Source organism: Bacteroidia bacterium, assembly GCA_027493955.1.
GTDB lineage: Bacteria > Bacteroidota > Ignavibacteria > SZUA-365 > SZUA-365 > JAOSJT01.
The window spans coordinates 851,643-863,788 of sequence record JAOSJT010000001.1 but is presented as its reverse complement, the minus strand read 5'-3'; the positions used below and the strand labels follow the sequence as shown (position 1 = coordinate 863,788).

General features: G+C 56.4%; 10 protein-coding genes. 3 read left to right on the top strand and 7 right to left on the bottom strand.

Features of this window, described 5'->3' with window-relative positions:
• Nucleotides 1-25: 25 nt before the first annotated feature.
• From M5R41_03425 to M5R41_03410, 4 genes are all read right to left on the bottom strand, one after another.
• Nucleotides 26-1,855, bottom strand: coding sequence for an ATP-binding protein (locus M5R41_03425; GenBank protein MCZ7555440.1), 1,830 nt, complete (start codon nucleotides 1,853-1,855; stop codon nucleotides 26-28).
• Nucleotides 1,856-1,868: 13 nt separating this feature from the next.
• Nucleotides 1,869-2,258 carry a response regulator gene (locus M5R41_03420; protein ID MCZ7555439.1) on the bottom strand — a complete coding sequence of 130 codons (390 nt, stop codon included), beginning with the start codon at nucleotides 2,256-2,258 and terminating at the stop codon, nucleotides 1,869-1,871.
• Nucleotides 2,259-2,422: 164 nt separating this feature from the next.
• On the bottom strand, nucleotides 2,423-3,055 hold the full coding sequence (locus M5R41_03415; GenBank protein MCZ7555438.1) for a response regulator transcription factor: 633 nt from the start codon (nucleotides 3,053-3,055) through the stop codon (nucleotides 2,423-2,425).
• Nucleotides 3,052-5,511 carry a PAS domain S-box protein gene (locus M5R41_03410; GenBank protein MCZ7555437.1) on the bottom strand — a complete coding sequence of 820 codons (2,460 nt, stop codon included), beginning with the start codon at nucleotides 5,509-5,511 and terminating at the stop codon, nucleotides 3,052-3,054. Before M5R41_03410 ends, M5R41_03415 begins: the two co-directional genes overlap by 4 nt.
• A 756-nt stretch (nucleotides 5,512-6,267) precedes the next feature.
• On the opposite strand from M5R41_03410, the gene M5R41_03405 reads away from it, so the two are divergent.
• The 3 genes from M5R41_03405 (at nucleotide 6,268) to M5R41_03395 (ending at nucleotide 9,672) form a co-directional block, all read left to right on the top strand.
• The gene (locus tag M5R41_03405; protein ID MCZ7555436.1) at nucleotides 6,268-7,128 is read left to right on the top strand and encodes a hypothetical protein; all 861 of its coding nucleotides are present in this window, start codon (nucleotides 6,268-6,270) and stop codon (nucleotides 7,126-7,128) included.
• Nucleotides 7,129-7,401: 273 nt separating this feature from the next.
• On the top strand, nucleotides 7,402-9,201 hold the full coding sequence (locus tag M5R41_03400) for a hypothetical protein (GenBank protein MCZ7555435.1): 1,800 nt from the start codon (nucleotides 7,402-7,404) through the stop codon (nucleotides 9,199-9,201).
• A gap of 120 nt (nucleotides 9,202-9,321) precedes the next feature.
• Nucleotides 9,322-9,672 (top strand): PAS domain-containing protein, encoded by a 351-nt coding sequence (locus M5R41_03395; protein MCZ7555434.1) that lies wholly within the window; start codon nucleotides 9,322-9,324, stop codon nucleotides 9,670-9,672.
• Nucleotides 9,673-9,771: 99 nt separating this feature from the next.
• Here M5R41_03395 and M5R41_03390 read toward each other — a convergent pair whose 3' ends face one another.
• The 3 genes from M5R41_03390 to M5R41_03380 all read right to left on the bottom strand — a co-directional run bounded on the left by M5R41_03390 (nucleotide 9,772) and on the right by M5R41_03380 (nucleotide 12,072).
• Nucleotides 9,772-10,128 carry a type II toxin-antitoxin system PemK/MazF family toxin gene (locus tag M5R41_03390; GenBank protein ID MCZ7555433.1) on the bottom strand — a complete coding sequence of 119 codons (357 nt, stop codon included), beginning with the start codon at nucleotides 10,126-10,128 and terminating at the stop codon, nucleotides 9,772-9,774.
• On the bottom strand, nucleotides 10,125-10,322 hold the full coding sequence (locus tag M5R41_03385) for a hypothetical protein (GenBank protein MCZ7555432.1): 198 nt from the start codon (nucleotides 10,320-10,322) through the stop codon (nucleotides 10,125-10,127). Before M5R41_03385 ends, M5R41_03390 begins: the two co-directional genes overlap by 4 nt.
• 319 nt (nucleotides 10,323-10,641) lie before the next feature.
• Nucleotides 10,642-12,072 carry a hypothetical protein gene (locus M5R41_03380; protein MCZ7555431.1) on the bottom strand — a complete coding sequence of 477 codons (1,431 nt, stop codon included), beginning with the start codon at nucleotides 12,070-12,072 and terminating at the stop codon, nucleotides 10,642-10,644.
• Between the last annotated feature and the right edge of the window lie 74 nt (nucleotides 12,073-12,146).

Sequence of the window (12,146 nt, the reverse complement as noted above, 5' to 3'; positions counted from 1 at the left end):
GGTCGCGTATGTTTCCTGAAACCTGCTAGGAGGCATGCGGCGCACAGCCACAGGCTGCGGCGGATGGCAAGGTAAAGGTGAAGGTCGCTCCGTGGCCGGGTCTTCCGTCGGCGGAAATCGAACCGCCGTGCAGATGCACGATACGACGCACGAGAGCCAGGCCGATACCATGCCCCTCGTATTCCTCTCGTGTATGTAAGCGCTGGAACAACTGAAACAACTTGTGGGCATGACGCATATCGAAGCCCTCACCGTTGTCACTGATGCGATAGCGGTTCATGCCGTTTTCCATAACACCTTCGATGCTGATCCGCGCGTGTGCGCATTGACGGGTAAATTTCACGGCATTGCCGAGGAGATTCGAGACCACGCTCAGCACCATATCCGGATCACCGCACGCGGGCGGGAGATCACCAATTCGCCATTCGACGTTTTGAGGCGCCAGGGCTGAATCGAGTTGATGCTTCACCTCATCAACAAGCGCTTCCATCGGAATGGTTGTGTGGCGCATCTCCTGATGCCCGATGCGGGAAAACGACAGCAGTGCGTCGAACTGACCACTCATGCGCGCTGCCGTACGCTCCAGTGTATCGAGATAGCCGGCTGCGATATGTCCGTCAGCGGTATCGGTCAGTTCCGATCGCAGCAAGCCGAGATAGCCCTCGATATGCCGCAGCGGTGCCCGGAGATCATGGGCAACCGAATACAGTACGGTTTCCAGATCGCGGTTGGAATTGTGCAGTTCGCGTGTCCGTGCGTCAACCAGCATTTCGAGTGTCGCGTTCGTTTTCCGGATCTCCTCTTCCGTTTCCTTGTGTCGCGTCATATCTCTCGCTATTCCATCTATTCTCACAGGCCTTCCTGACTCGTCTCGTACTATTCTGTTTATTTGCTCGGTCCAGATCATCGTTCCGTCTTTCTTCATCCATCGTAATTGCATAGGTTCATCGCTGTCCCTGTCCTGCATGAGCATTGCAAGCTTGGCCGCATCGTCGGGATGAATGAGCTTCAATCCGAGGTCCGGATCCGCGTAATGCTCCCCGGGTGTGTAGCCGGTAATGGCGGTTGCTGCCTGATTGACGTACTCGAATCCTCTCTCCGGATACAAGCGATAGCTATAAATCAAGTCCTCCGCATGCTCCGCCAGTTCGCGGAAGCGATCAACGCTGCTGTGCGTGCTCGGCTCATTCGGGATCGACTCGCTCTCCGGGAGCACGGTGACACACAAGAATTCCGTATAATCCGGTTCGAGAGAGGTCACGACCATATCCCGGCGTATGGAGCCACCATCGCGATGTCTGAACAGCATCCGTTCCCGATACGCACCGACCGTGTCCACGCTGTGCAGGAGTTCTGAACCTTCGCCGCATACGAAATCGGGGCTGAGCGCCTGTATAGACGTCCCCTCAAGATCACACGCGCTGCAGCCGACGGCATTGGCTGCCGCAGCCGTCACGGAATGTATGGTGCCGTCGCGCTGCAGTATGATAACCTCTGCAGTCGTCAGTTCGAGCAGACGTCTCAACCTCAGTGCTTTCGAATCCTCTTCAAGGGCTGTGGGCGATTCACGAGCGATAAGACAGAACTCTCGCATGCCCGGCAGCGGCCAGGCGTCGCAGGTCACAAGCCGATATTCTCCGAAAGCATCCTGTATGCGCAGGCGCAGCCGGTGGACGCCGCCGTTTTCGCGCAATGCGTCTGGCGCTTCGCTGCTCGCCGTGCGATCCGTTGCATGTTTCGCTCCATCGCGCCGGTGATGCGCATACCCCATCATGGCGTCGTCACGCAGGTACGCGTCTTCGGCCGCCGTGGTATCACGGCTCGGAAGCGCTGCGAGGTCCGGCAGGCGGCTCATAGTATCCGTTCCCCTATCCATTACTCCCGATCCGTCGCTGTTTGAGTTGATACAGTTTTTCGATATGCTCGATGAGGGGTTCGAGGTCAATGGATTTATCGAGTATGGCGAGCACAGGTGCCCGTGTGTACTCCGCGTGATCGAGCATGCCGGCAAAGGCCGAGAACAGAATGACTTGCGTCTCGGACTTTCCGGCAGAAATCGCCGAAAGTATCTCCAGACCGCTGCCTTCAGGAAAGTGTAAATCGAGAATAAGAAGATCCGGCCGCATGGTCTGCAGAGCGGCGATCGAAGATTCGATGGTTGTGGCAACCACAGCGACGGCAACTTCCGGCAGGTCGCTCAGCAACCTCTGCAGGCGGCTGGCAATTTCCTTTGAATCATCTGCGATGAGAATTCGCATGCGTGTAATCCCGGTGGAATTGGATGCGGTCAGTATCATGTATACAAAGTGCCACAAGCGGCCGAGAGCGGCTGTACGTGGATGACACGTCTTCCGCCGCGCAATCGGCAGTGCGCCGTGTGCGTTAAAGACGCCCCTGTCTGTACGCAGAATGCGTACGCGATTCAGGTCAGGAGCCGGTGGTCGAGTACGTAGTGAATGATATCGGCTGTGGAGGTGAGATGGAGTTTCTCGAGTATGCGCCGGCGATAGGTCCCTACCGTCCGCTCACCGATGCAGAGGATGCCGGCAATATCCCGCGGTTGCTTTCCGGAGGCGATATGGAGCATGACTTCAAACTCCCGTTGCGACAGTCGCTCATGCGCTTCCGACACCTCCTGCTTGCCGAGATCCTCGGCGAGGCGTTCGGCCAGCTCTGGTGTGATGTACTTGCGCCCTCCGTGAATACGCCTGATCGCGGCCGCAAGCTCTTCCGGTACCGTATCTTTCCCGAGATATCCTGACGCGCCTGCCGTCAGTGCGCGAACACCGTAGGATTCCTCGGGGTGCATGCTGAGCATCAGCACACGTACGGAGGGAAATCGCTGCCGGATGTCCAGCAGGATATCCAGACCACTGCGTCCGGGAAGCGAAACGTCGAGCAGCACGATGTCCGGTGCGACACTCTCGATCACCGTAAGTCCGGCAAGCGCCTCCCCCGCTTCGCCTGCCACGGTGATGTCGGTCTCCGCAGCGAGCAATTTCTTCAACCCTTCACGGACGAGATTGTGATCGTCAATGATGACTACACGAATCATGCGTATTCTTCCTGCACTGTGTCGCTGCTAAACGCTTCGGCCGGGATGGTGACACGAACGCGTGTGCCACGTTGCTGCAGGCGCTGTACGGCAAGCGTGCAGCCCGCCTGTTCGGCGCGTTCGCGCATACCGACGATGCCGAGCGCTCCCTGACGCCAGCCATGATCCGAGTCAATACCGATACCATTGTCGTCTATGTGCATGGCGACACCCTCTTCTTCCGTGAGGAAACTGATATGCACGGTATCGGCCCGGGCATGGCGGAGGACATTGGTCAGCGCTTCCTGCGCGATGCGGTACAGCGCCAGCGAAATGTCGGGCTTCATATTTCGTACGAGGGGCGGCGCTTCGATAGAGCAGCCCAGTCCGGCGCGCGCGGCGACATCGGTCAACAGGGATTTGAGTGCGCGTTCGAGCCCGACTTCTTCCAGGAGAGCCGGTCGCAACGAAGAAGCGAGATTTCTGGTCATGTGCAGTGTGTCGTCCACAAGCCGTGTCATGGAATCGACGGTTTCGATCTGCTCCGATGGAGCGGCCGCTGCGGTGAGAAATCGTTTCATGAGAGAGATGTCAATTTTCAGTGCGGTGAGCGCCTGGCCGAGCCCATCATGCAATTCGCGTGAGAGTTGACGGCGTTCCTCCTCGCGCACCTGATCAAGACGGGCGGTGAGGGCGCGGAGTTGCTCGCGGGATTCTTTCAGGTGTTCCTGCGCAATCTTCCGTTCCGTGACGTCTCGCCAGAAGCAGAGCAGCTTTGCCCCGTCGGCATCTTCAATACGTCCGAGACTCACTTCGATGTCCGCGACAGAGCCGTCCGCCCTGAGATGCTGCCATTCGAAAACCAAAGGCACCCCTCCGAGCGCAACGGCAGTATTTCGGGTCACCAGGGCGGCAGAACTCTCCCCACCCTGCTGAAATTCCGGAGAGAGATCCTCGGGTGTGCGTCCGACGACATCTTCCGGGCGGAGCCCCAGCATATTCGCGGCGACTCTGTTACAGGAGGTAAACACCCGATTCTCGAGCGTCAGAATGCCCTCACTCGCGAAGTCAATGAGCACGCGCAGCCGTTCTTCGCTCTGCCGTAACCGTTGTTCGGCCTCCACCTGCTCTGTGATATCACGCGCCACGGACTGCAATTCGCGCAGCACACCGTCCGCACCGAACAGGGCGCGGTGAGACCAGCGCAACTTGCGCCCCCGACCATCGTTTCGGATTTCCGTATGCAGCACGGCGAGCGATGGTGCGTCCGGAAGAAGTCCCGTGAGCGCGACGCGCAATTCGGCCGCATCTTTCTCATTCAGGACAGCGAACTGGTTGATTGCCAGCATCCCGGCGCTGTCCATACCATAGAATCGGCAGTAGCTGTGATTCACGAACGTTCGGGTCCCATCCGGCAGCCAGCGAACGATGAATTCGTTTTGATCCTCGACCACGGCGCGGTAGCGCAATTCGCTGCGGCGCAACTCCTCGTCGGCAAGCACGCGATCCGTCACATCACGGACCATGGAGATGAGGTATTGAAACTCGCCGTCATCCGACATGATCGGCGTATTGAACCAGTCGCAATAGATTACGCCGCGATCGCGCGAAATATTCTGATTCGTTCCATGCGCGGTGAGACCCCCTTTCACCCACTCCTGGCGCTTGCTTTCGACGAAGTCCCGCACCTCTTCAGGGATAATGCGACCATACGGGGTTTTACCGAGAAGTTCTTCTCTGCTATATCCGAATATCTCCTCGGCGGCGGGATTCAGGTACTGAAACTCGAAATTCCTGTCCGTGATGATGTACCCTATCGGCAGGCGCTCGATATGCAGTTGAAGGCGTCGCGTGAGTTCCGCACGTTCCCTGGTTGATTCGACCTCACGCAGAGCGGCCGCTTTCCTTTCACTGACGTCCTCGAAGAACAGGCCTCTTCCCTCGGGAAACGATAAATACTGGACGGACCACCACTCACCGTCGCTGCATTCGATCTCATGCTCGCTCTCGCTCCCCTCCCGTTCAAGGTCATGTGCATGCGTGCGCAGCGCACTGAGGAGATGGACGGGCAGCAGTCCCCACAGCTTCAGTCCCAGCACCTCAACCTCGGTGGAGCGACCGAGCAATTCCAAACCCGCTGCATTGCAGGATGTGACATTCCACTCCCGATCAACGGAAATGAATGCGCGTTTCATTGCATTGAAGATCGATCGCTGAATTGCGTGCAACGCCTCGATCTCGTTCAGGCGTTGAGCGTCACGACGAGCGGCGCTGCGGATCAGGAAAAAGAGCAGCACAGTGAGCATCACGATGAAGAACAGACCTTTAAAGGTCTGCATCCTGTGCTGCAATATGGTGTCAGTCAAAAACCAATGGACAACCGTATCGGAAAGCAGTATCCACGCCGCAGCGGAGAGTAAAAAAATGAGAGGGATGCGGATTTCGGATTTGACGAACATTCCTGCCTTCGTTGTCATGGAATGCGAAAGAGAATTGCCCGGAACGGAACACTATCAATCAAAAAAAGCGATTGCCTGAACATTCTACGCATTCGGTTGGAATTTCACAACAAGCTACGAATTCGCCGGACCGACATCGCAGCTGAGAGCGGAGAATCCGGAATGCCCTGATAATTCCATTAGGATATCCCTCCCTACGAACATCGGGAAATCCGAACACCGCGCTTATCCGGTTGTTAATGGCATCGATGGATAAGGACCGATAATCTCTGTGAAAGTCGGTCGCCGCTCCCTTCGACTCTGCTCAAGGACCGGAACTTCGGTAATCATGGATCCTTTCCCGGTGGTTGCCTTTCGGCGGTGGCTGAGCGGCACTTCGACTTCGCTCAGGGACCGAGCCGAAACCACCGAAACCCTATGTCATCCCCGAAATGGACCAGTGTATCCGCCCAGGCGGACCGGTGAGCGCACGCAGCATGATACGGGTACAAAATTGCTCCGGGAGCCAGGGCACAACCGTACCACGCGCGCGTGTGAAAGCCCATTTCTCTCTGAGCAGCGCAATCGGTATTTTGCACAGGCGCCGCAGCGGTGTTCCTCGTTTTACCCCCGGATGCACAGGGAATGGCAGCGCGCCTGTCAGAAAGGTGCTGCGGGGAATTCCTCACCCCTCCCGCAACAGAGGGATTGCAGCGAAACTATGCCGGGAATCTCCTGCCGCCGAAACTCCGTCAGCGTGCGCACGCAATTGAAACGACAGAAACCGGAGAGCACATGAAAGGCATTCTTTTCTCGGGAGAACCGATGTACGGGGATGATATTAAAATCCTGGTGATATCCCCGCCGGGTATTCTATTCAAGGCGCCTGAACTGGGCGACCATTTTTACGGACATGCAACTTGGCATTTCACCGAGCCGCCCCTCCGTTCGCGTCCTCCGCGCGGTGTGCCGGACGAGCTGTTCACGACGCCGTTGTTCCGCTTCAACGCGGTCGGAATGGAATGGGAAACCTTTCTCGACGCGGTCTATGACAGTATGGATTTCGTGCTCTTCCTGAACCCGGAGACCAGTCAGCTGCATGAAGTGTCGCAAAGCGCCCTGGCCGAGCGTCATCCCGATCAATACGCATTTACTTTCATTGACATTACTCGAAATCCCCACAGCACAGAAAGGGTACGTCCCATGGCAGAAAACACCATCGAGAACGCGGTAACAATGCTCAACGCTCTGCTGGCCGGCGGTTGGAACGTGGCCGCAATTTCCCGCGAAACAGGTATCAATCAAATCACACTTGGCAATATCAAAAACAGGAAAGCCGGGCGCGTGTCGGACAGAGTGTTCGGTCTCCTCGAAGATGTGCATACACGCGCGATTTCCGGCGAACTGGAAACGCCTTCTCGTGGAAAAGCCTCCTCCGGACCGAAGAAAAGCAGCGCACCCCGCGCAACGCGCACCGCAGCTCCTGCGCCGGTGAAGAGCGCAGCCGCGGCTCCCGCAACGGTTTCTTCGCTGATCAACCCGAATTATGTATCCGTGGACATCACCCAGTTGCAGAGCGTCGTTGACCGATTGATAGAAAATTTTTCGGATGCCATCGCGGAGTTGCAGTCCATTCGCTCGATGCTCACACGCTGAGCGCCGATTCCGCGTGTCCCCGTCCGCGATGCGGAAAGAGAGAGCCGTGCAGGTTCTGGGTCTCCTACCGATCCTCCACACGCCGCGACCGATGGGGCCGTGGAATTCCATTGTTCCTGGGCCCCAAAGGCGATATATTGATTTGTTGTGAAGTTCGCACGAATTTCGCCGCGCTCGACATGCCCATACACACGCTTGTCGCATCAATGACCTCGCCAACCTCACGGCGCGGATTTCCTGTACGCAGCATTTTTTGTACACACGGTCACATCCATGGCTGAACATACATTTCACATCCCTGTTCTCGGCATCGGTTTTTCCATCGATGCGCCGCTCAAAGTCGCGCGATACGGCATATCTTCCGTGCTGTCGCTCGTGGACGACGGTCTGATGGAGCATCTGCGAAAGCATTATCTGGAAAAAGACGGCCTGCACTACGATCCCATCGAAGAGCGCGAGGAAGACTCGCGCGCACGCCGCATCACGGCGTACCTGAACATGGTGCACCGCATGGTCCGCGAGCAATTCGACGCGCTGAAGAACTCCGCTTTCGGTCCCGACAGTGAATTGCATCGCTATTTCGAACTGCTTCCCGATTATTCGGAACTGAAGAAGAAATATCACGAAATGATGGCCAGCACGGACAGCACGGTGTTGCAACGATTGCAGCACTGGCTGCGCGAGCGCATCACTCCCGGCGAGATCGAGGTCAATATCATGACCAAGGTCGACAAGCCGAACCAGGCCGCGGACCACACGGATCTCCCGGTGGAGTTTAACGACGCGCACGCCTCCCTCCGCGGCTTCGCCCTCAGTGAGCTCGAAAGCGGTATTGTATTCTCCGCCGGATTTAATCCGCGCCTGTACAACTATATCAGCAACTTCAGCGATTTCTATCCGGATGCGGAAGGACGGTTACGCAAGCGCATCATCGTGAAGGTCAGCGATTTCCGCAGCGCGCTGATACAGGGGAAGTTTCTCGCGAAAAAGGGATTGTGGGTTTCGGAATTCCGCATCGAGTCGGGACTCAATTGCGGCGGACATGCCTTCGCCACCGACGGTCTTTTGATGGGACCCATACTGGAGGAATTCCGTTCCCGGCGGGACGAACTGCACGAGGAGATCATGGCGGTGTACCGCGGCGCATTGGTCGCACGCAACATTGATTTTCATGAGTCGGCGATGCAATTCGCCGTAACGGCGCAAGGCGGTGTCGGTACGTCCAGCGAACACGAATTTCTGCTCCGGCATTACGGTCTGCAATCCATCGGCTGGGGAAGCCCCTTCCTGCTCGTACCGGAAGTCATGAACGTCCCCGATGAAACGTTGGAGCGTCTGCGTGCCGCACGCTCGGAGGATCTGTACCTCAGCGAGGTCTCCCCTCTCGGCGTGCCCTTCAACAATCTCCGCGGAAACGAAAAGGACACCGAGAAGTATCAGCTCGCCGCGGCCGGGAAACCGGGCTCTCCGTGCATCAAGAAATTTCTCTCCTTCAACACCGACTACGGACAGAAGCCGCTGTGCACGGCATCCATCACCTTCCTGAAACATAAAATCCGGGATCTGCGCGAGCAGCATGGCGAGCAGGGGGATTTCGACGAGGCGCGCAACGAAGCCATCGAGAAAGCATGCCTCTGCGAGGGCCTCACCGTTTCGGCACTGAACGTGAATCTCATCGACATCCCCAAGCTCAGCAAGGCGGTGTCGGTCTGCCCGGGACCCAATCTCGCATACTTCTCGCGCATTTCTACGTTGAAGCAGATGGTGGATCACATTTACGGCCGCATCAATATCATGACGGATCCCAACCGGCCGCATATGTTCGTAAAAGAGCTTCAACTGTATATTGATTATTTCCAGCGCCTGCTGACCGACGGCATTGCCACCGTGCCCGCAAAAACCGAAGAGTACCTTCAGGCCTTTGCCGACAATTTGTTCAAAGGCATAGAGTACTACCGGGGCATGCTGCACGAACTGCAGGAAGAAAGCGCCGCAATGCGCAAACGCATCGCCGACGAACTCGAACTGCTCGAACAGAGACTCTGCGCGCTCGTGCCCGCAAGCGTCAGTTGACCCACAGAGTATCCGAAACAAAGAGTGAAGACTCCGAAGCTCTTCACTCTTCACTTTTCACTCTTTCCTCTTTACTCTTCACTCACCACTCTCTCCTCCCTTCACTCAAGCTCCCGCACAATGACAGACTATTTCGCCCATCTTCCCGCCGGTATCACCGTCTGCGATCGCGACGGCATCATCACCTACATGAACGACAAGGCTGCCGAAATCTTCGCTGCCGATGGCGGCAGGAAGCTTATCGGCAGCAACGTGCTGGACTGCCATCCCGAGCCATCGCGCACACGGCTCGTCGGCATGCTCGCGAGCGGTGAACTGAACGCCTACACCATTGAAAAGGCCGGCAAGAAAAAGCTGATTTACCAGTCCCCGTGGCATGACGAGCACGGCGCTTTCGCCGGCATTGTCGAATTCTCCCTCGAGCTGCCGGAGGAGATGCCGCATTTTGTGAGGACGCCGGCGGCACAGTAAGTGTTCAATGTTTGTTGTGCAGAATCACGAATGGGAGCGAATGGGAGCGCGCAGGCAGTAAGTCCCGCAATGCACTGCTCGTGCACCTTGGCCAGCTATTCAGGACAGCTCGAAAACCAGGCGCAACGCCTTATCAATACTCTTCATGGTCTCCGAGTCCAACGTTCCCAGAATGCCGCTCAACTTGTGACGTCTGTCTATGGGCCGCGTTTGAAGGCAGTCAGCCACGGATGTTCTCCGAAGACCGTTCTCCGGTGACGCTTCAATCGCGACATTCGTGAGGATTGCGGCTTTCTTAGCAGACCACTCAGTGATAGGTACTACCTGAATCACGGGAACACGCGCGTTGTAGACATCATTCGTTACGATCACCCAGGGCCGCTCTTTCCCCGTTTCAGATCCCTTCACAGGATTGAACTTCACTGTCACCACCATCCCACGCCTAAGTTCTCTCATCCGGGCCATTCCTCAGCCGCATTGTCAAGCCATTCCCGTGTTTCTTCATCGTTCTCGTAGATCTCGGAATATGCTTGTGCCGAGGCTCGGAGTTGCTCCAGAAGCAGGTGAGCGCTCAACTTGTCCAGTGCGGCACGAACGGCTTCGCTTTTATCCTTGAAGCCAAATCGACTGTGTTGGTCAAGAAAATGCATGTTTTCTTCGGATATTGTGAATTTCGACTGTATCATTGGCACCTCATTTACGACCTTAATTCAGGGCTCATATTCTAGTCCCAGTATAGGCGCGTCAAATTCGCGAATCAAGTCTGCCGCTGCGAAGATCACACGAACGCGCAGAAGCAGCGTCAACTCAATGGCGTGAATGGAGATGCCCCCGGTAATTCGTGATGCATATTTGGAGGCTTTGAGGGAAGAGATCAAGGCGGAGACGCAAAGACACGATAGCGCGTCGAGGCATTTCCATGAAATAAGGGCGAATCCCGAGCAATCGCTCTCGTCAACCTCTCACAGCTCACTCGAGCAAAATGTAGTGCGTCCCGTATCCTTGTGGTGGCATACGGCTTACTGCGGTCGTGTTGGTTTTTGAAACAATTCCCTTGCCCCGGTGCGTCTCGTAGCTCGTCGAGGAGATGGGGATTTCACCGGGTGTGCCGTGGAGGATACGCGTCGTGAGGACGTCGACGGAAATGTCATGTATTCCGGGCAAATTGACATTTTTGAACGGTTCGAAATATCCTCCGATCATTTGCTGCCCATCGTGCTGCCGCCAGAGCAGACCTGGGGATGTGGACCGGCTGCCATCGGGGGTTTCGATGGCAATGCTGCATTCGTACTCCGTACGCCCGATACCCGCGCGTTCGCGCAACACGGTGATCGTGTGCCATGCTTTGCTGGTCGTGTCGCGGCTGTACCGAGTTTCGTCTACTCGATACACGTAATATCTGAATACTTTACCCGGACTGAGGCTGAAGTACTCGCTGCTTTTGTCCTCGATGATGTATGGACCCGAAGCAGTGACGCGTCCCATTATCTCGTGCCGCATCCGGACAGAGGCATTCGTCGACGCCGGCTGCAGGATTGTCCAATCCGAGGATGTAGCCGACCAAGTCGTCCCACCGTCTGTCGACACCTCATACACAGTTTCCGCAGCCGTTCCAAATCCCGGCGGAACGATAACGGTACTGGAAATCTGTGCTTTGAGAAACCGCCGGAAAACGCTTCCCGCAGGAGGAGCGGTAAGGGAGAATTCGCCGTATCCCACACCCCGCACGGATGTCCACTCTGTCACTCCGCCGCCGCTGCTCGCGTCGTAATGTCCTCGTATTTCGAAATCCATGCTTCCTGTGGAGAACGGAGGATTTTCCCAGACAAATGTGGACACCGAGGCCTGCTTTGTCCAACCGTTCGTCCACGCACCAGTACCCGCAGGAGACCATCGCAACTCGATAAACGCTATCGCGTCATCCATAATGATCCAGGTGAAACGGTTCGTATCCGTTTTCAGTCGGAGTTGGCCGGCTTCCGGTTCGACAAGCATCAAGGGAACGCGATCAAGAGAAACAACCGACGTCGAATCCCAATAGCTTCCATCGGTTGTCGAGAGAGCGAAGCGGTACTTCTTTGCGGAAAACCGGTTGGGCTGGAAAGTGAAGCTTCGAGTGGCAGCGGAGATACGACTTTCCTTTGTCCAGAAGTCTTCGTCCAATGAACGATAGTACAGATCCAGCGTCGCGAGCGTGCTGTCATACAATACCCATCGGATAGTAACCGGATGGCTTCGAAAGTATGTCACAGTGTCTTTTGGAAAAGTGATTTCGAACGGCTGCTTCCAGGTCACCGGCGGAGGAGGAGGGACATCCGGCTCGGTGCCCTGCTCTTTCGAACATGCGGAAAGCAGCAGGAGCAGGCCGGTCAGCATACACCATATCCTGAGCTTATTCATCTGCATTACCTTCCTTTCTCCGTGGCAGCATTTGTCATCAGCCTGGTATGTTGACCATTATGGCTGAGCGCTGG